The organism is Chromatiaceae bacterium (genome assembly GCA_024235395.1).
In the GTDB taxonomy this organism is placed as follows: Bacteria; Pseudomonadota; Gammaproteobacteria; order Chromatiales; family Chromatiaceae; genus Thiosocius.
The window spans coordinates 1,202,232-1,223,698 of record JACKMK010000001.1 but is presented as its reverse complement, the minus strand read 5'-3'; the positions used below and the strand labels follow the sequence as shown (position 1 = coordinate 1,223,698).

Here is a 21,467-nt window from a genome sequence, read left to right as displayed (position 1 = left end):
AGGGTCCTCATCTTACACGCCGCGGGGGCATGATTCGCCCGTCGTTCATCGGGCTTTACGGCGCGGTTGTGGTAATCTGAGCATGTCGGTTATCTCGGTCCGGCTCGACGGGTGTCGATGCCGTCGCGGGATGCCGTGATCTGGGCACGCCGGTCGAGACGCACCGCGCCTAACGAGCCCGTTGCGCCGGCGCTTCGGCGGCGTGAGGGGTGGTGTCGTGCGTGGCATTGCGTTCCGCCACAGAGGGCTGATCGCCCTCGTCCTGCTGGCACTCAGCGGGATTGGTCTGGCCCAAACCGGGCATTCCGATCCGGTCGTCCCGGTCATCCTCGGTGTTACCGCGATACTGGCGCTGGCGGTTGTCGGGCGGTATGCCGCGCGCCGGCTCGGTCAGCCGTCGGTGCTCGGTGAACTGATCATCGGCATTGCGCTGGGCAACCTGGTCTACCTGCTCGGCGGTGATTTCATCCTGGCGCTGCGCGAGGGCACGGCGCTGTTCGATATCGTCGACCTCACGCTGACCGGGGTGCCGCTCGAGCAGGCGACTGCGCAGCACATCACGGACCCGGTGGTCGCGCACAAGATGGTCGAGATCATCGAGGGACCGCATGGCGGCCAGTTGCTGGCAATCGCCCATACCATCGACATCTTTTCGCGTTACGGCGTCATCTTCCTTTTGTTCCTGGTCGGTCTGGAGAGCAGCGTCGAGGAGATGCAGCATGCCGGCATGCCTTCGTTGCGCGTCGCACTGGTCGGCATGCTGACTCCCTTCGTGCTCGGTCTCGGCGTGTCGTGGGTCGCGCTGCCGGAAAGCTCCTTCGATGTCCTGCTGTTCATCGCAGCGACCCTGGGCGCCACCAGCGTCGGGATCACCGCGCGGGTGCTGCGCGAACTCGACATGCTGCAGTCTGGCGAGGCGTGCGTGATCCTCGGCGCGGCGATTTTCGACGACGTCCTGGGGCTGGTCTCGCTGGCGATCGTCTCCGGCATCGCGGTCAACGGCAACATCGAGGCGTACTCGGTCGCACAGGTCCTGGCGCTGTCCGGCCTGTTCGTCGTCGCGTCACTGTACGGTGGTCCCTTCGTGCTGCGTGCCTTGATCGGCGCGATGCGCGGCCTGGAGTTCGTCGAGGCCAAGATCTTCGCCAGTTTCATTTTCGTCATGGGGCTTTCCTGGTTTGCCGACCTGGTCGGCCTGGCGACGATCATTGGGGCCTTCGCCGCCGGCCTGATCATGAACGACTGCTATTTCCGCGGCTGGGAACCCGAGTGCACGCACAGCGCGGTGACGATCAAGAGCCTGATGGCCCCGCTGGAGGCGATACTGGTGCCGATCTTCTTCGTACTGATCGGTATGCAGGTCAAACTCGAGAGCTTCCTGAGCGCGGACGTGTTGCTGTTCGCCGCCGGGCTGACAGTCGCCGCCATCATCGGTAAGCTGGCAAGCGGTTACGCCGCCGGCCGCGACCTGAACCATCTCGCGGTCGGATTCGGTATGTTGCCGCGCGGCGAGGTCGGCCTGATCTTCGCGAGCATAGGAAAGGCCCTCGGGGTGATCAGCAGCCAGTTGTTTTCCTCGATCGTGCTGATGGTCGTGGTGACCACGGTGATCGCGCCTTCGGCATTGAAATGGTCGGTGCGACGCGAGGTTTCCGGTGGCGTACACAAGGTGTCGAATTTGACGGGGTCGATGAGATGACGCGATGGGCTGTGCTGGTGTTTTCCACCTTGGTGCTGGCGGCGTGCACGCAGGAGACGCAGAACAAGTTCGGCCGCGCGATCCAGAACTGGACCGGCACCAACGGTGTGCTGGAGATCTATGCGGGCGACAAGCTCGTGCGCCGGTTCATCGAGGTCGACAAACTGAGTACCGCGGTGGCGACACAGGGTAGCGATCCAAGGCCCTATCGCTTCGGCTACGGCGTGTTCGACGAGAACCTCAATATGCACAAGGACCCGGGCGAGAAGAAGGTCTATTTCGAATTCAGCGACTATTCGACACCCTACGTCTTCTTCGAGCACCCACACCGCTGAGCGGGCCTGCCGCGCGCATGCGCCGCAGTCCAGACGCGCATCCACTTCGCCGTTGGGCGATCACGGTCGCCGTTGGACGTCGCCGGGTGTGGCGCTTGCACGGAACAGTCGACCGTCTGCGCGCAGAAAGCGGGTAAAGAACTCAAACAACACCAGCCGGGTCGTCTGCACGAACACCACCAGCGCCTCGACCACGATGAGTGCCAGATGGCCGCACAGCAGTAGTACGATCTGCATGACCTTGTTGTCGGGCATTGCGGCCAGCTCCAGCACCGCGTGCGACAGTGCGGTATGTGCGAGCGCAAAGGCTCCGACGCGGGCGAACGAAAGGGTATTCATCGACAGCTCGAGGGCGCTCTGCGCGAGGCGCCCGATCCCCTGCCAGAACTGTCGGCGTTCGATACGGATCAGACCCATCAGGTACCAGCCCAGTGCGATGCCGGCAAACCAAAGTGCCGCCGGGTAGACGAAGCCGATCAGCAGGCTCAGGTACAGCGTCAGCACCGCGGCATCCAGCCACATCCAGCGGCGCAGGGTTCCACGCCAGTGCGCCTCGATGGCCGACAGCGCCAGCCCCAGCAGGATGATCGCCGCGCCGAGCAGCAGTGACGCAAGCAACAGCTCCAGCGGTCGTTCCAGGATGTCGCCCAGTACGCCCGGGACCGGTCCACGCAGGCCGAAGGTCTCGCCAAACAAGGCGCCGAACGCAGTCGCTGCGAGACCGCACGGCACCAGGCAGCGCAGCCGTGGCTCTCGTTTCCACAATGCCGTACCGGCGGCCACGAGCACCAGGCCGTGTCCGACATCCGGAAACATGAAACCGAACAGCAGCGGCACTATGACCGCGAGCAGTGGCGCGGGATCCAACTCGTCGCCACCCGGCGTGCCGTGCATGTCGACGAACTGACGAAACAGGGTTGCAAGTCCACCCTTGTTCAGGTGCACCGGAGCGTCCTGGCCGGGCGGCAGCGGCCGGAACAGGATCTTCGCGTTGATCCCGGCACGCTTCAGCGCCTGCTGCAGGACTTCGGGCGATTCCGCGGTCGTCCATCCGGTGACATGGCAGTGGCGGGCATCGGCACTCAAGGTCAGGGTGTGTCCCAGGTACCAGCGCAGCAGCGCGAGATCGGCGAGCGCCTTCTTCAGCCAGGGATCACGCAGGCGTTCCTCCAGGGTGCGCTGCAACGCGATCGCCGTGACGGAAAGGCCGTCGATCTGTTGTTCGATCAGGGTATTTCGTTTCGACCAGTGGGCATGCGACCAACCCGGCAGGTCGACGACCTCACTGCCGGGCGTATGGAATACCTGCTCGCAGTCGGTGCGCCGCTCGGGTAGGCAGGCCACCGCATGAAATACATGGCGCGGCCCGCGAAATACCGCATACGAATTGGCGGAGGCGAAAGGTTCGGGCAGCGGGGCATCGCCGGGTAAGGCATAGATGCGCTTGAACAGAAACGGTCCGCTGCCGACGAATCCTGCCAGGTCGGAGGCTGCATCGCCCATCGCTTCGAGGCACTCGCGCAGTAGCTCCAGCTTTTGCTGTCGTCGCTGGCACGCGCGCAGGCGTCGGGTCGCGCAGAGTTGTTGCGCCAGCCAATGACGCACGATCAGCAGTGCAGAGCGCGCGCTGGATTCCGGGCTTTCGGTCACCAGATGGCGACCGGCGCCGACCTCCGGCAACATCGTCGCGTAGCGTTGCAGCAGTTGATCCGCCCGCCGCACCGTGGAACGCAGCTCCACGGTATCGATCAGCGGTCGGTCGACCAGGCCCCCGGCAAGTTCGACCTGGCCGGTTGCGGTCAGTGCTTCGAGCGCATACACCGTCTGTTCGCGCGGTGTAAGGGTCTCGAACCAGTGCGTGACTTTCGGTTGCAGGCTCACGGCCGTCGTTCATTCCACACCGGGCCGATTGCCGCCGCGGGACGCGTCACGCGCCCGCCGGAGGCACGCGCGATCAGGCTCGCCGCAACCGTCCGAGGCACGGGGAGAGCCAGGCTCGAGGCAGCGTCGAGTGTCGGCCGGGGTGCGGCTATCGGCAGCCGGCGGCATTCAATCGACACGCACGACGTAGCACCAGGTAACCAATCAGGCCGGAGACCAGCGATCCCATCACGATCCCGATGCGTTCGTCGAATACCCGCTGGCCGAGGCTCTCGAACGCCAGGCTGCCAATGAACAGACTCATCGTGAATCCGACGCCGCACAACAGCGATATGCCGTACATGCCCAACCAGCCGACATCGCGCGGCAGCTGGGCAAGACCGAGTTTGATCGTCAGCCAGCAAAAGCCGAACACGCCGAACTGCTTGCCTACGAACAGACCGGTCGCGACGCCGAGCGGTACCGGATGTACCAGAAAGTCCGGGCTGAATCCGGTCAGATTGATGCCCGAGTTGGCGAACGCAAAGATCGGCAGGATCACGAATGCGACGACCGGATGCAGATCGTGCTCCAGCTGACGCAGCGGTGAGCGGTCCGGCTGCTCGGCGTCGCGCATCGGGATGAACATCGCGAGCACCACGCCCGCCAGCGTTGCATGCACGCCGGACTTCAACACCGCGATCCACAGTACCAGGCCGACGAATACATACGGAACAATGGCGCTCACGCCGCGGCGATTCATGATCAGCAGCGTGACGATCGAGACGGCGGCCACGGACAGAGCGGCGGTGGACAGCCCGTCTGTGTAGAACAGTGCGATGATGATGATCGCGCCGATGTCGTCGAAGATCGCGAGCGAGACCAGAAACACCTTCAGCGAGGTGGGTACCCGGCTGCCCAGCAGCGTCAGTATCCCGAGCGCGAACGCGATGTCGGTCGCGGCCGGAATCGCCCAACCGCCGAGTGCGATCGGGTCGTCCCAGTTCAAGGCCGCGTAGATCCCGGCGGGGACCAGCATGCCGCCCAGGGCGCCGACCGCCGGCAGCATGACGTTGCCCGGCTTCGACAACTCGCCATCGAGCAGCTCGCGTTTCAATTCCAGGCCGACGAGAAAGAAGAACACGGCCATGAGCCCGTCGTTGACCCACAACAACAGCGGCTTGGCGATGTGCAGCGGGCCGACGCGGATCTCGACCGGCATGTCGAGCACCCACTGGTATCCCGCGGCAAGCGGTGAATTGGCCAACAGCATCGCGAGGATCGCGGCACTGACGAGCAGTATCCCGCCGGCGGATTCGAGGCGTAGAAAGTCGCTGAGGCTCTTGAGCATTCGGTCTTCCTCACTGGGGCTGAATCGCTAATCATGCCCGATGCGCTGCCGGGTTTCCGCCCCAAGTGGCTGCGGGAATGGCGCGCGCCACCATCATTGCAGCAGATCGTCCGTCCAGGACCGACCGATCCACAGGGCCTGAACGATGTACGGCACGTCCGATGTCGCGGGCTCGTACCAGCCCTGCGCGATCCACGCGATGAAACCCGTCAGCAAACCGGCGCGCAGGGCCTCGCTCAGTGCGGTGGTTCGGCGGTGCAGGTGGGCAGGGACCCGGCGTTCGATCCAATACGCGGTCTGTTCGCGCAGCAGTCGGCTGAGGTACCAGGCGCCACCGATCACGCCGAGTTTGGAGCCCAGCCCGGGGATCGCTTGCATGGCGTCCGCCAGGTTGCCGAGCAGCTCGCGGAGTTCGCGTGTGATCCGGAATCCCAGAAACAGGGCGATCAGCAGCACCAGGGTCAATAGGCCGTGCAGCGAGTCGCCGAGACCGACCTTGCGCGCGTGCAACACGCGCCAGACAAGGTACAGCACCGCGGCGGCATCAGGCAGGGTGAGTCCGAACATGGCGTGGGATTGTCGCAAACCGCGGCGCCGACCGGCATTGCGTCTTGGCGGGCGGGCGAAAAGGGCGGGCGCGGCCGTGCGGGTCTGCGTATAATCCGCGCCCCCGGGACGCAGTCCGCGTCCGCCAACCCGCACCGGTCGCGTCATGCCCGCTGAGATTACCGATTTCGCCGCCCTGGGCCTACCTGGTCCCCTGCTGGCTGCATTGTCCGAAGTGGGGTACGAGTCCCCGTCACCGATCCAGGCCCAGGCGATCCCCCCGCTCCTGGCCGGCAGCGACCTGATAGGCCAGGCACAGACCGGCACCGGCAAGACCGCTGCGTTTGCGCTGCCGTTGCTGGCGCGCATCGATGCATCGGCCAATTTTCCGCAGTTGCTGGTGTTGGCGCCGACACGTGAACTGGCCCTGCAGGTCGCCGAGGCGATGCAGACCTACGCCCGCTTCATGAGCGGTTTCCATGTCCTGCCGATCTACGGCGGTCAGGGAATGGGGATGCAACTCAACCAGCTGAGGCGTGGCGTCCAGGTGGTGGTCGGTACACCCGGGCGGATCATGGACCATATGCGGCGCGGTACGCTGGACATCTCGCGCCTGCAGTCGCTGGTGCTCGACGAGGCCGACGAGATGTTGCGCATGGGTTTCATCGACGATGTCGAATGGATCCTCGAGCACACGCCGCCGGAGCGGCAGATCGCGTTGTTTTCGGCGACCATGCCGAACGAGATCCGGGCGGTTGCCGAGCGCCATCTGCGTGACCCGCAGCTGGTCAGGATCGCGTCCAAGACGACCACGGCCGAGAACATCCGGCAACGTTTCTGGGCGATCGCAGGGCTGCACAAGCTGGATGCCCTGACCCGCATCCTCGAGCACGAGCCGTTCGACGGGGTGATCGTGTTCGTCCGGACCAAGACCCAGACGGTCGAACTGGCGGAGAAGCTCAGTGCACGCGGATTCGCCGCAGAGGCGCTCAATGGCGACGTCGTCCAGGCGCAGCGCGAGCGCACGGTCGAGCGACTGCGCGACGGCAAGACCGACGTGCTGGTGGCGACCGACGTCGTGGCGCGGGGGCTGGACGTCAAGCGCGTCACGCACGTGGTCAATTACGATATCCCGTACGACACCGAGTCGTACGTGCACCGCATCGGCCGCACGGGACGCGCCGGCGCACCCGGCGAGGCGATTCTGTTCGTCGCGCCGCGCGAACGTCGCATGCTGCGTGCGATCGAAAAGGCCACCGGTCAGCCGATCGAGGCGATGGACCTGCCATCGGTACAGGACATCAACACGCGACGCACCCAGCGTTTCAAGGACAGTATCCGCGAAGTCATCGAGAGTCAGGATCTGGCGCAGTACTATCGCCTGGTCAGCGAGCTGGAGCAGGAGAGCGATCTCGATCCACTGCAGATAGCTGCGGCACTCGCCAAGCTGGCCCAGGGTGACATGCCCTTGCTGCTCGATCCAAAGGCCGAAAAGCAAGCACAGTCCAGTCACGCCGCGCACCGTGGCCAGGATCAGTACGAGCGGCGCGGTCCGCGCGACGAGGCGCGCCGGCCGCCAAAGACCCTGACGACCGAGGCATTGCCACTGAAGGACTTTCCCGAGGTCGAGATGGAGCGTTTCCGTCTCGCGGTCGGTTACCGCGATGGCGTGAAACCGGCCAACATCGTCGGCGCGATCGCCAACGAGGCCGGACTCGAAAGCCGCTATATCGGGCATATCGAGATCTACGACGATTTCACGACGGTCGATCTGCCGGGCGGCATGCCGGCAGAGATACTGCGAGATCTGCAAAAGACCTGGGTATGCCAGCGACAGCTCGCGATCCAGCGCCTGAAGGACTTCGATCCGGACAGACCGCAGGCGATACGCCCGCGTGCGCCAGGCCGCCCCGCCGCAGGTGTCGGCAAGGCGAACGGCAAACCGGCGTCGTCGAAAAAGCCTGCCGGCGCCAAGACGGCCCGCAAGAAACCGTCAAAACCGGCCGGTGACAAGCCCCTGCGCCGGCGTCTGCCGCCCAAGAAGTCTCGCTAGCCGCCATCCTGCCGCACACCGGTGCCACCGTGGCGTTGGGGCACCGGCCCTTTCCAGGCTCACTGGCCGCGCAGTACCCGCAAGAGGTCATCCGGTTCGAGGCGCCGGGTGTAGTCGACGTCGACGAAGTGGTAGCGGATGACGCCGTCGCGGTCGATCACGTAGGTCGCCGGTACCGGCAGACTGAAGGTCCGGTCGCCATTGTAGGCGGGGATGTCGGTGCCGAGCTTGGCGTAGATCGGGCGCAGTTGTTCCGGCAGTTCGAACACCAGACCGAACGCCTCGCCGACCTGGTTGCCGATATCGCTCAATACGTCGAACGTCAGCGCGTGACGGGCCTCGGTGTCGGCCACCCTGTCCGGCAACTCGGGCGACACTGCGACCAGTTCGGCGCCGCTGGCACGAATCGCCTGCAACGCCTGTTGCAGCGCGTGCAGTTCCATATTGCAGTACGGGCACCAGCCGCCGCGGTAGAAGCTCAAGACGACCGTCGCGTCCCGCAGCAGGTGGCTCAGGCGCCGGGTCTCGCCGTGGTGGTTCGGCAGTGCGAAATCCGGGGCGCGGTCACCTGTGCGCAGGCTGTTGTCGGCGACGCCGGCATCGCGCAGCTGCCGGGTCGCCTCGGCCATGGTCTGCAGCACCGCCGGCGCCACCCGCTGCGCCTTCTGTGTCTCGTACTCCGCGATGGCCTCATGCAGTTTGGACATTGGGACTCCTGGTTTATTGAGTGATCGTTCCATAACTTGTAGCAGTTGTTGATCGTTCGTTCAAGTACGGCCGGTGCAGGCTATACTCTTGGTCTGGTGGCGGTTGCCCGGAGCGATGATGGCGAGGCCGGTGAGTTTCGATCGGGAGCAGGTGCTGGAACGCGCGACCGCGGTGTTCTGGGAGCGCGGCTTTTGCGAGACGAGCATGAGCCAACTGGTCGATGCGACGCGGCTGCAGCCCGGAAGCCTGTACGCCGCGTTCCGGTCGAAAGAGGGGCTGTTTCTGGAAGCCCTCGATCACTACGCCGAGCGGAGTCGCGAACAGATGCGGGCGTCGATCGAGGCGGCCGAGGACCCGCTGCAGGGCATCCGCGACGTGTTCACCGGGTTGCCGGTCGGCAGCGGCATGGAGGCGCGCCGTGGCTGCCTGCTGGTCAACTCCGTACTCGAGGCGGGTCGCCTGAATCCCGCGGTCCAGGCGCGCGTCAAGTCGCATCTCGCCAAGGTCGAGGCGATCTTCCGCAATGCACTGGAACGCGCGCAGGCGAACGGTGCGCTGGCCCCCGGGAAGTCCCCGGCGAAGGCGGCGAAATTTCTGATGACGACGCTCTGGGGCCTGCGCGTCCTTGGCGGTACCGGTGCCAGCCGGCAGAGTGCGCGTGACGTCATCGACGAGGCGCTCGGCGCGCTGCGCTGCTGAACGTCGCGGACCATCCACCCAGGTTCATGCGCACACCTTTCTATCCGGTGCTGTTTCTGCTGGCCGCACTGTGGGGTGGGTCTTTTCTGTTCATGCGTGTTGCTGCACCGGTGGTCGGCCCCGTCTGGCTGATCGCGATACGGGTGTTGCTCGCCGGACTGGTGCTGCTGCCGATGTTGGCGCGCCGACGACAGCTGCATCTGTTGCGGGCCCATTGGCGCGTGTTGTTGCTTATGGGCTGTCTGAGCGCCGCGCTGCCGTTCACCCTGCTGGCCTACACCTCGACCCACCTGAGTGCCGGCATGACCTCGATCCTGAACGCGACGGTCCCGATCTTCGGTGCGGTGATCGGTTGGTGGTGGTTCGAGCAGCCACTCGACCGACTGCGTGCCATCGGCGTGATGTTGGGATTTTCCGGTGTCGTGGTGTTGATCGGCCTGCCGCAATCGGCGGCGCCGGTCGCACTGCTGCCGACCGCGGCCGGTCTGGCGGCAGCGGTGTCCTACGTGTTCGCAGCGAACCTGGCGAAGCGTCGGTTGACCATGTTGCCGGGCCTGGTCAATGTCACCGGGAGCCAGCTGGGTGCCGCTGCCGCGTTGCTGCCGCTGGTGCCCTTTACCGCACCCACGCAGGTGCCGGGGCCGACCGTGATCGTCGCGGTGATCGCGCTGGCGGTACTGTCGACCTCGCTGGCGTTTCTGCTGTATTTCCGGCTGATTCGCGAGGTCGGCCCACAGCGAACGCTGACCGTCACCTACCTGATCCCGGTGTTTGCGGTGGCCTGGGGCGCCCTGCTGCTCGGCGAGGCCGTCACCTGGGCGATGCTGGCCGGCGGTCTGCTGGTGCTCGCAGGGGTCGCGCTCGCCAATCGGCCCGCGCCACGCTTCGACCAGACAAATACCGCCCGGGCTGATTGATAGATAACAGCTATCAAGCGGTTCAATTAAATGAATTCGGCATAAAGTTGAGAACAATTATTATTTACTTCAACGCATCCTGTCGGAGTACGACCATGACGAAGACCATCACTTTTGCTGTCATGCACTTCAGCATCGCATTCGGCGTCGCCTACCTGCTGACCGGCGACATCGTGGTGGGTGGAGCGGTGGCCCTGATCGAACCGGCAGTCAATACCGTCGCGTTTTATTTCCACGACCGCATATGGCAGCGGTTGGACCGGCGCGGTACCGGGCCGGGTACGCGGGGAATCGTCGCCGCCTAGTGACCGGGGCCCGTGTTGGCTAACCCGCCGGGCCACACCGGGTGGAGTGTTGCGACGCACAAAAATTGATCTGGATCAGTCTCGATCACGATTTTTCAAAGGTACGGCGTCGACGGGCTTGTCCCGTCGATGTCCACTGGTCCAGCATTCGTCCAAGTATCGCCACGCGCCAAGACCCAGGCCGCGGAAGTGGCGCGTTTCAATCATCCACTAAGCCGCGTTGATCAGGCGCCTTCGGGCATTGCGGCATGGTAGCCAGCATGAACAATCCCCAGCAGCTTCTCGACGCGATGCGTGATCTGCCGCTCTCCGCTCCGGTGCGCGTGCTGCATCTCTCGTGCGACCACGAGCGGCTGATCAATATTTCAGGGCTACGTCAGGCACTGCCCGAGCACGTCAAGCTGCTGGCCGGCCCCGGCTGTGCCGCGTCGATCTGTCCGCAGAACGATCTCTATCAAGCGATCCAGCTTGCCCATCGCCGCTCGGTGACGGTCCTGGCCGGGGACAACGTGATGCGCCTGCCGCTCCATTCGAAGCTGCACGGCCCCCATTCGTTGCAGGCGGCCGCAGACGCCGGTGCCGACGTGCGCATGATCAACTCGCCGATCGAGGCGGTGGTCGCCGCGCGCGCCGAACCCGAGCGAGAGATGGTGTTGTTCGTTGCCGGGTTCGAGACCCTGCTCGCGCCGCTGGCGGGGCTGATGCTCGACGGGATGCCTGACAATCTGAGCGTTCTGGCCTGTGGCCGTACCGTACAGCCCATGCTCGAACGCATTCTGACCCACGAACCGCTTGGCTTCGACGGTCTGATTCTGCCCGGCAACCGGTGTGCGATCACCGGGACCCTCTATTGGGAGCGCATTCTCGAGAAGCACCGCCTGCCGGCCGTCGTGGCCGGTTATACGCTCCCGAATCTGCTGACCGCGCTGCACGCCGTGCTGGAGCAGCACCTGAGGGGCGAGGCAAAGATCGAGAATCGCTACAAGGTGATGGTCCGCGCCGACGGTAACCTGATGGCGCGTGACCAGCTCGACCGTGTGTTCGAGCTGACCGAAGGCACCTGGCGCGGTGTCGGGCGTGTTCCGGACAGTGCCTACCGATTGCGCAGTGCCTACCGCGTGTTCGACGCCGATCACCGACATCCCGACTATCGCGGCGAGCTCGAGGCGAAGCACGCTGAGCTGCCGGTCGGCTGCGAGTGTGCCGACGTGGTGGTCGGCCGCAAGGAGCCGGTCGATTGCCCCAATTTCGACAAGGGCTGTGCGACGGCGTCGCCGTACGGGCCCTGTATGGCATCCGAGGACGGCACCTGCTATCTGCGCTCTGCGATGGGGTGGGCGGCCTGACGCCAGGTCACGCCTGACCCTCCCTCATTCCCTCCAGAAAGGCTTTCCCGCCTCCTGCTGCGCTTGCGCAAGGCTTATGCCGATGTCGCGCAACTGGTGCTCGTTGAGCCGTGCGAGGTCGCGCCGTTGGCGTGCCCTCTGACGCCAGGTCTCCAACAGCGATGCAAACTCCGCAAGATGCCGTGCCTTGCGTGGAATCCACAGGCGTTCTGCCAATGATGTCAGCATCTCTTTTCCTCCCATGTCGCCCGGCTGTCGACCGCATCCGGGATTGACCTGAGTGAGAGCCTAGTCTGGCAACTGTTACACCAACAGTTACAATGCATAGAGAATGTAACCAGTACAGTTGGGGGCTCCGATGACAGTTTCAGTGCATGCCGAGGGCGAGGGGTTTCTGTACGACCGCGTATCACGGCATATCTTGGATCTGGTTGGAAACGGCACGCTCAAACCGGGCGACCGCGTACCCTCGCTGCGCGGCCTGAGCCGACAGCTGAAGGTCAGCATCTCGACGGTCAGCCAGGCGTATACGGGCCTGCAGCAGATCGGGGTGCTGCGTGTGCGACCGCAGTCGGGTTACTACGTCGACGGGCAACTCGGTCGAGGCGGGGCGTCACCGATCCCGCGCCGGACCACCGTCAGCCGGCAACCGCGCCAGGTGCGTTTCGGCGAGATGTTCGAGGAGATCTTCAGCGTCGCGAACGACCCCCGGGTCGTGCCGCTGGGTGCGGCGGTGCCGGCGACCGGCCTGCTGCCCGTCAAGGGCCTGCAGCGCGCCACCCAGCGAGCGCTGACGCGCCAGCCGGAACAGGCCGTCGCGTACTGCTTTCCTCCCGGCAACAGCGAACTGCGCAAGGAGATCGCTCGCCGCTATGTTGATCTCGGCCTGTCGGTCGATCCGGACGACATCGTTGTGACATCGGGCTGCAGCGAGGCGCTCGCCCTGAGCCTGCAGGCCGTCACCCGGCGCGGCGACATCGTCGCAGTGGAGTCGCCGTGCTATTTCTCGGTGCTGCGGCTGATCGAGCGCATGGGACTGTTGGCGGTAGAGATCGACACCGATCCCCAAACCGGATTGTGCCTGGATGCCCTGGAGAACGCGCTCGACACGATGCCGATCAAGGCCGTGGTGGCGGTGTTGAACTTCGGCAACCCGCTCGGGTCGTTGATGCCCGATGCGAACAAACGCCGTCTCGTCGAGATGCTGGACCGGGCCAATGTGCCGTTGATCGATGACGACATCTACGGCGATCTGCATTTCACCGCACAGCGCCCGAAGATCGCCAAGTGCTATGACCGGCGGGGCCTGGTCCTGACCTGTTCGTCTTTTTCGAAGAGCATCGCGCCGGGTTACCGGGTCGGCTGGGTGGTCGCCGAGGGGCATCGGGACGCACTGATCGAGTGGAAACAGGCCACCTCCTCGGCGATGTGCAGCCTCCCGCAGATGGCGGTCGGTGAGTACCTCCGCAGCGGGGCCTATGACCGCCACCTGGCGCGCCTGCGCGGTCAGTATCGCCAACAGGTGGAGACCATGCGTTTCATGCTCGCCCGGCACCTGCCGGCCGGGACGCGCATCAGCGATCCGCAAGGCGGCTTCGTGCTGTGGGTCGAACTGCCGCGCGGGGTCGACGCGTTCGAGTTGGTGAACCGGGCGCTGCAGGAACAGATCAGCGTGATGCCGGGAATGATGTTCTCGGCGACACGCAAGTTTCGCAACTTCATCCGTGTGAACTGCGGCAACCCCTGGGACGCACGGATCGAGCGCGCGGTCGAACGCCTCGGTCAGCTGGTCGCCGAGATCGCCGGCGGCGGCGATCACAGGTCGGACTGAGCGGTCACCAAGCCGGCCCTGGTCATCACCGCCCAGGGCGGCGAGGTTGTCAGTAGCTGGGCGGCTCGTAGGCGCGTTGCTCCTCGCCCTCGATGATCGGCTTGACGAACACCTCGACCCGGCGGTTCAGCTGCCGACCGGCCTCGGTCGCGTTGTCCGCGCGTGGCTCGCGTTCACCGCGACCTTCGGTGCGCAGCCGTTGCCGGGGTACGCCGTACGAGGCCAGGTAGTCGGCGACACTGTAGGCCCGTTCCTCCGAGAGCTGCTGGTTGAATGCATCGGATCCGACGCTGTCGGTATGGCCGACGATATGCACTACCGTGCGATCGTACTTGAGCAGCAGCTGAGCGAGCTTGTCGAGCGACGGCCGGAACGAAGACTTGATGTTCGCCTTGCCGAAGTCGAATGACACCTCGGAATCGAGTGTCAGTTTCAGCGTGTCGTCACGCATGCGCTCGATCTCGAGTTGATTCGCGGCCCGCTCGCGGGCCAGGGAGTTCTCGAAATCCCGCTGTTGGTTGTCCATGTAGTGGCCGGCTGCACCGCCGGCCAGTGCGCCGACGGCCGCGCCGACGTAGCGTCCCGCGTCGTCGTCGAGTTGATGGCCGAGCACGGCCCCGGCAACGGCCCCGGCGACCGCGCCGATCTTGGCGCGCTGGTTCGGGTCGCTGTCGGTCGCGCAGCCGCCGAGGGAGACCGCGACGGCGCAGGCGATCAGTGTCTGGTGAAGGCGGTTGTTCATGTTGGCATCCTCTTTAAAACTGGCGCGCTGCCCTATCGATATTGGACCTGTCGCTGGCTGAACCTGAGCTGAACGCCGCACCGGGTGGCGCGCCGATTTGGTCGCACACAAGTCCCACCATCATCATCTGCCATGCCGCTTTGGCCACGCAACCATGTCACGCCGTCAGGAAGTGGGCGGCGAGGCCGAGAAACACGAAGAAGCCGAGGCTGTCGGTGAAACCTGTGACCAGTATCGCACTTCCGTAGGCCGGGTCCTGGCCAAACCGGCGCAGCATCGTGGGGATCAACGCACCTGCCAGCGCCGCCAGCGTGAGCGTCAGCAACATCGCGACGAACATGATCGTCGCGATGCCGACATCCTGGTACAGGACCAGTGTCACCAGGGCCATGGTCCCGCCCCATAGCAGGCCGTTGACCAATCCGACCGCTGTCTCCTTGACCAGCAGCCGACCGGACGTGCCTGTGTCGATCTTCCCCAACGCCAGACCCCGTATCACCAGGGCCAAGGTCTGGTTGCCGGTGTTGCCGCCGACTGCAGCGACGATCGGCATCAGCGCTGCCAGCGCGACGATCTGCTCGATCGCGTGTTCGAAATGGCCGATCACCCGCGAGGCGACGAATGCCGTGACCAGATTCAGCGCGAGCCACAGCCCGCGGTTGCGCGCCGACTGCCAGACCGGTGCAAACAGGTCTTCGTCGTCGCGCAGGCCGGCCTGGCTCAACAGCTCGCTCTGGCTGACCGCCCGGATGTGGTCGACGACCGCCTCGACCTTGAGCAGGCCGACCAACTCGCCGTGCAGGTTCGTGACCGGTGCGGCGATCAGGTCGTAGCGTTCGAACGCGTGCGCCGCATCCGCGGCCGAATCGTTGCTGTGGAAGGCCAGCGCGTCGCGTCGCATTGCACGCGAAACCGGTTCGTCACCAGGGTGGGTAAGCAAGGTATCGAGCCGTAGCACACCCTGCAGGTAACCGCCTCGATCGACCACCGGCAGCATGTCGGTGCCTTGAGGGAGCGTGCCGCGGCGGCGCAGCCAACGCAGCACGACATCCAGGCCGACATCGGCGCGCACCGCGGTGACGTCGAACTCCATCAGGCTGCCGACCGAACCCGGCGGGAACGCCAGCGCCGACTGCACGCGGGCGCGGTCAGTGGCTTCGAGTCGCTCCATCAGACTGGGCACCACCTCGTCGGGCAGCGCGGGCACAAGGTCAGCGATCTCATCGCTGTCCAGGTGACGGGCCGCGTCCAGCACGCGCGTGCTGTCCATCTGCTGTAGCAGGTTCGCGCGCACGGCGTCGCTGACCTCCAGCAGCACCGCGCCGTTGTGGCTTGCGTCCACCTGTTGCCAGACGTCGCGTCGGTGGTCGAATGGCAGGTTCTCGAGTACGAACGCGATGTCCGCCGGGTGCAGCTGATTGATCTCCCGCCACAGGGTCCCGCGCTGCTGACGCAACAACAGGTCGCCTTGCAGCTGGTGCCGTGGACCGGCACTGCGATCTGCGAGATCGCGTTCGACCGCCTGGGTCTTGAGCACCGTGCGGATGTGTTCCAGGGCCTCGCCCGGCCTCAGGGTGTGAGTGGTCAGATGTGGCATAGCTCGCGTGTGAAAAGCCGGGAACGCGGGCATTTTAGCCACGGCCTCGTTACCACCCGGTGAGACCGGTTCGGTGCACCGGTTGCCGCTTCGGGCGACACGCTGTGCTTCGGGATCGGACCGTTTTGCCAACCCGGTCAAGTTTCCGAGATCCGTACCTCCGCGACCGAGCAGTCGATCACTCAGTTTTCGCCGTAACGGTCGTTACTATGCCAACTTGATCGAGATTAGAAATCCGGGGCTGGTAGATCCTCCCCGGTCATGTCAAAGACGCCACCAGGGGGAAGTATGGGTTCCATCGGTTTCGTTCTTCAGGGAGCCCGGCGGTATCGCCGGACTATCGCGGTCGCAATCGCACTGCTGCCGACCCTGGGTTGGTCGGCCGATCTCTCGATCAGCTCGGCCAGCTGGGATTCGGGGCGCAACCGACTCAGCGTGCGGGGCGCCGGCCAGAGCGGTCAAACCGTGACCCTTGCCAATGCCTACGACGCCGGACAGCTATTGGGCGGTTCGCAGGTGCGACGCAGCAGTTGGCGGATCACGGCCAGCCGTCCGGCACCGGTCCCCTGCCGTGTGCGTGTCTCGCAGTCCGGCGGACAGACCGCCGAAGCCGATGTGAACAATGCGCCGTCGAACTGCGCCCCCAAGGCGCCGGGTAGCGGTCAGAATCACGCACCGACCGCGGACGCGGGTCCCGACCAGACGCTGACGCTTGCGGGCGGACAAACCAGCGCCGCCGTGACCCTGGACGGCAGCGGTTCGAGCGACCCGGACGGCAGTGTTGCCGGCTACACCTGGACGGGCAATCCGGACCCGGCCGACACGGCGAACCCGACGCTCGATCTCGTGGCCGGCAGTTACACATTCAGCCTAGTGGTAACCGACGACGACGGTGCGAGCAGCGTCGCGGATACCGTGACAGTCACCGTAAACGAGGCCGTGGCGTGCCTGCAGCCGGCCAACCTGGACCTGTCGATCAACTCGACCGCTCAGGACGGTTGTCCGGACACCGAGGTTGCTCAGCAGCCACAGGTGCCGAACACCAGCTACAGTGTGTTGGCGATCAATGACCTTGGCATGCACTGCGGCGACCTGGATACGCGTATCGCCAGCATCCTGCCGCCGTTCCAGGTGCTCCTGGCGCAGGTCATCCAGAAGGGTGGCAGCCCGACGCTCAACCCCGACAACGTATCGATCTACTACTCGGCAGTCGCGAATGCGAACGACCCGATCCTGAGCAGCAACGTGTTCGACGGCGTCCTCGGCGACGGCAACACCTACAAGACCAACTTCTGGGGCGGCGTCGCCAACGGTACCTATGACCCGTTCTATCCGGGCGGCCTCGGCATCACGCCGTTGGCAAGCGGCGCCCTGGCGGTCACGCCGGACGTCGGCCTTCCGGTGCCCAATGTCGAAGACCTGTACATCGGACCCGACGGTGCGGTGAACAGTGGCGACGAGTTCCTGTCCGCGGTGCAGCACGCGATGCCCGGTATCGCGGCGCCGTATACGGCAAACGATCCCAAGCAGGCCCAGGAGCATTACGTCGACAAGCCGTTCTTCGTGAATTTCCCGTTCGGTTACGTCGCCGCTGACGTCAACTGGTACGAAGGCGCGGGCGTACCGCTCGCGGCGTTCGACGACAACGGTCGCGAAAACGCCTATCCGCTGGTCAGGGTGCAGGCGCGCAACGGCGACACGGTACTCTCGACGGTCGATACGGTGCTGCCGATCTCGGGCGAGGCGAGTTGCACGAACTGCCACGCCACCAATGCCGACTATGGCAGTGTGCATGGCGAAGACAACCGCACCGACATCCCGACGGCCGTGCTTGCGACCGCCGGTCTGCCCGTGATGACCAGCATCGACGATCCGGACAGCAACATGCCGCCGAAGGTCAGCCTGGAGTATGCGGCCGACATCAACGTGCTGCGTCTGCATGACCTGAAACATGGCGCCCGCTATGTCGAGCCGTCACCGGCCGACGATGGCACGACCATCGCGGACCCGTGCGACATCACCGCCAATGCCGGCAACGGCACCGCGAGTTGTCTGACCAACAAGGCACTGGTGCAGGGCAAACCGATCGTCTGCCAGGTGTGTCATTACACCCCGGCACTCGACCTCGCCCATGTGGGCCCGATGACCGGTCCGGAGGGTTCTTCGGCGAATGGACGCAACCAGTTGTCGCACAAGAGCAACTCGAACGTGATGCACGGCCACCACGGTGGTATCACCGATCTGGACCGGAACGGCATCGCGATGTTCCCGGCGATCCCGGCGCCGAACCAGGACGCCGGTGGCGCCGTGACCAACCAGGGCGTCCGCCTGGGCGCGCTGGAAAACAGCTGCTATCAGTGCCATCCCGGCAAGAACACTCAGTGCCTGCGCGGCGCGATGTTCAACGGCGGCATGCTGTGCTCCGACTGTCATGGCAGCATGGCCCAGGTCGGTAGCGACTTCTCCGCCAACGTCTCTCCGGACAACCCGGGTGCCTTCGTGCTGGATCAGGGCAACTTCTACGATCCGGCCAGCAGCCAGCCGCGTACGCCCTGGGCGAACGAACCCGGTTGTGGTTCGTGCCATACCGGCGATGCGAACGACAACCTCGCCGACCTGGCCGATACCCTGGTCAACACCGCCGATACCAACGGCAACATCGACGGTATCCGTCTGCGCCAGGCATTCAAGACCGGCGACGGCAAGGCGACGCCGATCGTACCCGGCAACAAGCGTTTCGCCGAACCGGCGGTCCCGGCCAGCTTCAACGGCTTCGCCAACCCGGGTGCCGGCAATCCGCAGCTGTACCGGGTCAGCACCGGCCACGGCGGCGTGATGTGCGAGGGCTGCCACGGGGCAACCCATGCCGAGTGGCCGAACGGCAACCCGAATGCCAACGACAACGTCACGGCCAGACAGCTGCAGGGGCATACCGGCACGATCACGGATTGCGATACCTGTCACGTGACCAGCCAGCTGCCGAGCAATACCCAGAACGGTCCGCACGGCATGCATCTCGTCAACGACTCGCGTTTCTGGCGCGAGGCGCACAAGGACGCGGCGAAGGCGCAGAACGGCCGACCGGGCGGTGGCACCTGCGGTGCCTGCCACGGCAGCGACCACCTCGGCACCGTGCTGTCGCGTGCCGCCGAAGACCGCAGCTGGCGCGTCGAGAGCAGGGATCGCAACGTCGCGGCCGGCGAGCCGGTGGGCTGCGGCCTGTGTCACAGCGTCAGCAAGAGTTTTGGCCGCTGAGATAGGCGCGCGGCGTCAACGGGGACGGCAGGGAGGCTGTCCCAACCGCCGGACGCGAAAGCGGATGCTCGTCACGCGACGCCCGGGTGCACCGGGTGTCTGTGCGAGGCGGGTGGATCGGGGCTGCCGGGAGCCTGCCGTCGTCTCCCCGGGAACGGTGGCTAGTCCGGCGTACCTGCGTGCGGTGAGCGTGCCGGTTCGTCGGCATCGCTGAGCGGGTAGGCGTCGGCGACGTAGGCGGGGCCTTTCATCACCCATACCACGATGCAGCCGATCGCGACCGTGAACACCGCGGTCCACAGTGTCACGACGGTGGCCACCGCGGCGATGCCGATGCCGGCGAGGTACTTCTCGACACTTTCGCCGGCGGCCGGTGATGGAAACACCCCGGCGTACAGGTAATACAGCACCGGCAGCAGGGTGCCGGCGATCAGCGCCGTCGGCAGCAGCCGGAAGATCTGCCACTCCAGTCCCGCCGGTTCGCGGTGCGTGCCGGGGAGTCGTCGCAGGTATCTCATACGAGGTTTCCCGATCCGGATTTTTCCAATGAGTGTAGACGCTTGGCGGCGGATCGTGGACGCTGCGGTCGTCCGCGCCGAAACGTCGGCGCAAGCGGGCTTCGCCGTCAAGAGGTGGACAATCGCGGCCGCATTGCAGGGTTGTAGGGATCTGTGGGGAGAATGGCGGGTCTGTACTGAGGGTAACGGTGCACTGAGGGGGATGGGATCCATGCAGCGAACGATTTCGGCGACCCGGCGTCGCCTGTTACGCAATATCGCCGGCATCGCGACGCTGGGCGCCTTGCCCGGTGCCGCCGGGGCGACGCTGTTGACGCCGCGCCAGACGGCCGGCCCCTTCTACCCGGAGGAACTGCCGCTCGATCGTGACAACGACCTGGTGCATGTGGCTGGCCGGGAGACGCCGGCCGCCGGTGTGTTCACCGATCTGCGTGGGCGCCTTTTGGACCGCAACGGCCAGCCGTTGCGGGACCTGCGGATCGAGATCTGGCAGTGCGATGCGAACGGTCGCTACCGTCATTCGGGCGACCGCGGGGCGCAGCCGATCGACCCGGGATTCCAGGGGTTCGGCCACACGCTGAGCGACCCCGATGGGCGCTACCGTTTCCTGACGATCCGGCCGGTGCCCTATCCTGGGCGCACGCCGCACATCCACGTCGCGGTGTTTCCGCAGGGCGAACGGCCGTTCGTCACCCAGTTGTACGTCGCCGGCGAGCCGGGCAATGACCAGGATTTCCTCTACCGCCGCATCCCGGCCGAGCAACGGGCCCTGGTGACCGCCGATTTCACGCCGGCCCAGGGCGGCGCAGGGGCGCTGCAGGCGAATTGGGACATCGTGCTCGGGGTGTCCTGATCGCGGTCACCCGCCGGACAGGCGGCTGACGGGCGGTCCGGATGGGCCGCTGTATCCCGGCCTTGTCCGGTTTCCGTCCAGTTTTTCATGTGTCCGATGGGCTCGTACGGCCGTGTCGTTTGTTCTATATTTGTTCTCCAATCCTTTCTGAAATCGAGCCCGCCCGGCCGACCGGGCAGGGTCGGGTGTGCGCTGTGATGCAGGTGATCGATCTCGAAGAACTGAAAAGCCGGGGCGTGCTGTGGCAGGGACAGCGCGGCACCCTGGCACCGGAACGGGTGCTGGCGACCGGCTGGGGGGTGCTCGATGAGCTGCTCGGCGGCGGCTGGCCACGTGCCGCGCTGATCGAGGTATTGAGCGAGGCCCATCAGGGCCTGGCGCTGTGGCTGCCGCTGCTGGCACGGCTGAGCGCGGATCCGCGCTGGCTGGTCTGGGTGGCTCCACCCTATCTGCCGTATGCGCCGGCACTGGCGGCACGCGGTGTGCGGGTCGAGCGGGTGTTGCTGGTGCGTGACGTGGCGAGTCCCCAGGCACTGTGGGCGGTCGAGCAGGCGCTCAAGTCGGGGGCCTGCGGCCTGGTGCTGGCGTGGCCCGAGAGCCTGCCCGGGGCATCGCTGCAGACCGCACAGCTGCGCCGCCTGCAGCTGGCCGCGGAGCAGGGCGATTGTCCGGGGGTGCTGTTTCGTCCGCTGCGGGCCGCGGCGCAGGGTTCGCCGGCGACGCTGCGCCTGCGTCTGCGCCCGGCACCGCTCGGTCTCGAGGTCGAGATATTGAAGCGGCGCGGCGGCTGGGGCGGGACGTCGTGCATCGTGCCGATTCCGTCGGCCGGCGACCCGTTGCAGGCATGAGGCG

At 65.5% G+C, this 21,467-nt stretch carries 19 protein-coding genes; 11 read left to right on the top strand and 8 right to left on the bottom strand.

Features of this window, described 5'->3' with window-relative positions; translation table 11 throughout:
* Positions 1-265 precede the first annotated feature (265 nt).
* Together H6955_05725 and H6955_05720 are read left to right on the top strand one after the other, a co-directional pair.
* Positions 266-1,699 (top strand): cation:proton antiporter, encoded by a 1,434-nt coding sequence (locus H6955_05725; GenBank protein MCP5313033.1) that lies wholly within the window; start codon positions 266-268, stop codon positions 1,697-1,699.
* Entirely contained in the window at positions 1,696-2,034 is a 339-nt protein-coding gene (locus H6955_05720; protein MCP5313032.1) for a hypothetical protein, read from the top strand. The genes H6955_05725 and H6955_05720 overlap by 4 nt, the downstream gene beginning before the upstream one ends.
* 60 nt (positions 2,035-2,094) lie before the next feature.
* Here the strand turns inward: H6955_05720 and H6955_05715 are convergent, their stop codons facing one another.
* The 3 genes from H6955_05715 to H6955_05705 all read right to left on the bottom strand — a co-directional run bounded on the left by H6955_05715 (position 2,095) and on the right by H6955_05705 (position 5,812).
* Positions 2,095-3,915 carry a hypothetical protein gene (locus H6955_05715; protein MCP5313031.1) on the bottom strand — a complete coding sequence of 607 codons (1,821 nt, stop codon included), beginning with the start codon at positions 3,913-3,915 and terminating at the stop codon, positions 2,095-2,097.
* Between the two features lie 148 nt (positions 3,916-4,063).
* Positions 4,064-5,245: a Na+/H+ antiporter NhaA gene (gene nhaA, locus H6955_05710; protein MCP5313030.1), complete on the bottom strand. Its 1,182-nt coding sequence runs from the start codon at positions 5,243-5,245 to the stop codon at positions 4,064-4,066.
* A 93-nt stretch (positions 5,246-5,338) separates the two neighbouring features.
* Positions 5,339-5,812 carry a hypothetical protein gene (locus H6955_05705; GenBank protein MCP5313029.1) on the bottom strand — a complete coding sequence of 158 codons (474 nt, stop codon included), beginning with the start codon at positions 5,810-5,812 and terminating at the stop codon, positions 5,339-5,341.
* A 145-nt stretch (positions 5,813-5,957) separates the two neighbouring features.
* Between H6955_05705 and H6955_05700 the strand changes: the two genes are divergently transcribed.
* Positions 5,958-7,844, top strand: a complete 1,887-nt coding sequence (locus tag H6955_05700) for a DEAD/DEAH box helicase (GenBank protein ID MCP5313028.1) — start codon at positions 5,958-5,960, stop codon at positions 7,842-7,844.
* A 59-nt stretch (positions 7,845-7,903) separates the two neighbouring features.
* On the opposite strand, the gene H6955_05695 is transcribed toward H6955_05700, so the two are convergent.
* Positions 7,904-8,551, bottom strand: a complete 648-nt coding sequence (locus tag H6955_05695; protein ID MCP5313027.1) for an AhpC/TSA family protein — start codon at positions 8,549-8,551, stop codon at positions 7,904-7,906.
* Positions 8,552-8,624: 73 nt separating this feature from the next.
* Between H6955_05695 and H6955_05690 the strand changes: the two genes are divergently transcribed.
* From H6955_05690 to hypD, 4 genes are all read left to right on the top strand, one after another.
* Positions 8,625-9,251 (top strand): TetR/AcrR family transcriptional regulator, encoded by a 627-nt coding sequence (locus tag H6955_05690; protein ID MCP5313026.1) that lies wholly within the window; start codon positions 8,625-8,627, stop codon positions 9,249-9,251.
* A 26-nt stretch (positions 9,252-9,277) separates the two neighbouring features.
* Positions 9,278-10,168, top strand: a complete 891-nt coding sequence (locus H6955_05685; GenBank protein ID MCP5313025.1) for a DMT family transporter — start codon at positions 9,278-9,280, stop codon at positions 10,166-10,168.
* 95 nt (positions 10,169-10,263) lie between these two features.
* Complete coding sequence (locus H6955_05680; protein ID MCP5313024.1) at positions 10,264-10,473, top strand: DUF2061 domain-containing protein; 210 nt, start codon at positions 10,264-10,266, stop codon at positions 10,471-10,473.
* A gap of 260 nt (positions 10,474-10,733) precedes the next feature.
* Positions 10,734-11,819: a hydrogenase formation protein HypD gene (gene hypD, locus H6955_05675; protein ID MCP5313023.1), complete on the top strand. Its 1,086-nt coding sequence runs from the start codon at positions 10,734-10,736 to the stop codon at positions 11,817-11,819.
* 24 nt (positions 11,820-11,843) lie between these two features.
* On the opposite strand, the gene H6955_05670 is transcribed toward hypD, so the two are convergent.
* Positions 11,844-12,047 carry a DUF1127 domain-containing protein gene (locus H6955_05670; GenBank protein MCP5313022.1) on the bottom strand — a complete coding sequence of 68 codons (204 nt, stop codon included), beginning with the start codon at positions 12,045-12,047 and terminating at the stop codon, positions 11,844-11,846.
* Positions 12,048-12,177: 130 nt separating this feature from the next.
* On the opposite strand from H6955_05670, the gene H6955_05665 reads away from it, so the two are divergent.
* A complete protein-coding gene (locus H6955_05665) occupies positions 12,178-13,650 on the top strand; it encodes a PLP-dependent aminotransferase family protein (GenBank protein MCP5313021.1) in 1,473 nt (490 codons plus the stop codon).
* Positions 13,651-13,699: 49 nt separating this feature from the next.
* Here the strand turns inward: H6955_05665 and H6955_05660 are convergent, their stop codons facing one another.
* Both H6955_05660 and mgtE read right to left on the bottom strand, forming a co-directional pair.
* On the bottom strand, positions 13,700-14,392 hold the full coding sequence (locus H6955_05660; protein MCP5313020.1) for an OmpA family protein: 693 nt from the start codon (positions 14,390-14,392) through the stop codon (positions 13,700-13,702).
* Between the two features lie 157 nt (positions 14,393-14,549).
* Complete coding sequence (mgtE, locus tag H6955_05655) at positions 14,550-15,989, bottom strand: magnesium transporter (protein ID MCP5313019.1); 1,440 nt, start codon at positions 15,987-15,989, stop codon at positions 14,550-14,552.
* Positions 15,990-16,277: 288 nt separating this feature from the next.
* Here mgtE and H6955_05650 point away from each other — a divergent pair, with 288 nt between their 5' ends.
* Positions 16,278-19,244, top strand: coding sequence for a PKD domain-containing protein (locus H6955_05650; protein ID MCP5313018.1), 2,967 nt, complete (start codon positions 16,278-16,280; stop codon positions 19,242-19,244).
* Between the two features lie 161 nt (positions 19,245-19,405).
* Here the strand turns inward: H6955_05650 and H6955_05645 are convergent, their stop codons facing one another.
* A complete protein-coding gene (locus H6955_05645; GenBank protein ID MCP5313017.1) occupies positions 19,406-19,762 on the bottom strand; it encodes a hypothetical protein in 357 nt (118 codons plus the stop codon).
* A gap of 211 nt (positions 19,763-19,973) precedes the next feature.
* Here H6955_05645 and H6955_05640 point away from each other — a divergent pair, with 211 nt between their 5' ends.
* A complete protein-coding gene (locus H6955_05640; protein MCP5313016.1) occupies positions 19,974-20,615 on the top strand; it encodes an intradiol ring-cleavage dioxygenase in 642 nt (213 codons plus the stop codon).
* Between the two features lie 197 nt (positions 20,616-20,812).
* Entirely contained in the window at positions 20,813-21,463 is a 651-nt protein-coding gene (gene imuA / locus H6955_05635) for a translesion DNA synthesis-associated protein ImuA (protein MCP5313015.1), read from the top strand.
* The last annotated feature ends 4 nt before the right edge of the window (positions 21,464-21,467 follow it).

Coding starts and splice junctions, on each gene's coding strand:
- imuA (MCP5313015.1), top strand. CDS start 20,813: ATGCAGGTGATCGATCTCGAAGAACTGAAAAGCCGGGGCGTGCTGTGG.
- hypD (MCP5313023.1), top strand. CDS start 10,734: ATGAACAATCCCCAGCAGCTTCTCGACGCGATGCGTGATCTGCCGCTC.
- H6955_05720 (MCP5313032.1), top strand. CDS start 1,696: ATGACGCGATGGGCTGTGCTGGTGTTTTCCACCTTGGTGCTGGCGGCG.
- H6955_05665 (MCP5313021.1), top strand. CDS start 12,178: ATGACAGTTTCAGTGCATGCCGAGGGCGAGGGGTTTCTGTACGACCGC.
- H6955_05680 (MCP5313024.1), top strand. CDS start 10,264: ATGACGAAGACCATCACTTTTGCTGTCATGCACTTCAGCATCGCATTC.
- H6955_05700 (MCP5313028.1), top strand. CDS start 5,958: ATGCCCGCTGAGATTACCGATTTCGCCGCCCTGGGCCTACCTGGTCCC.
- H6955_05650 (MCP5313018.1), top strand. CDS start 16,278: ATGGGTTCCATCGGTTTCGTTCTTCAGGGAGCCCGGCGGTATCGCCGG.
- H6955_05705 (MCP5313029.1), bottom strand. CDS start 5,812: ATGTTCGGACTCACCCTGCCTGATGCCGCCGCGGTGCTGTACCTTGTC.
- nhaA (MCP5313030.1), bottom strand. CDS start 5,245: ATGCTCAAGAGCCTCAGCGACTTTCTACGCCTCGAATCCGCCGGCGGG.
- H6955_05670 (MCP5313022.1), bottom strand. CDS start 12,047: ATGCTGACATCATTGGCAGAACGCCTGTGGATTCCACGCAAGGCACGG.
- H6955_05645 (MCP5313017.1), bottom strand. CDS start 19,762: ATGAGATACCTGCGACGACTCCCCGGCACGCACCGCGAACCGGCGGGA.
- H6955_05640 (MCP5313016.1), top strand. CDS start 19,974: ATGCAGCGAACGATTTCGGCGACCCGGCGTCGCCTGTTACGCAATATC.
- H6955_05660 (MCP5313020.1), bottom strand. CDS start 14,392: ATGAACAACCGCCTTCACCAGACACTGATCGCCTGCGCCGTCGCGGTC.
- H6955_05685 (MCP5313025.1), top strand. CDS start 9,278: ATGCGCACACCTTTCTATCCGGTGCTGTTTCTGCTGGCCGCACTGTGG.
- mgtE (MCP5313019.1), bottom strand. CDS start 15,989: ATGCCACATCTGACCACTCACACCCTGAGGCCGGGCGAGGCCCTGGAA.
- H6955_05695 (MCP5313027.1), bottom strand. CDS start 8,551: ATGTCCAAACTGCATGAGGCCATCGCGGAGTACGAGACACAGAAGGCG.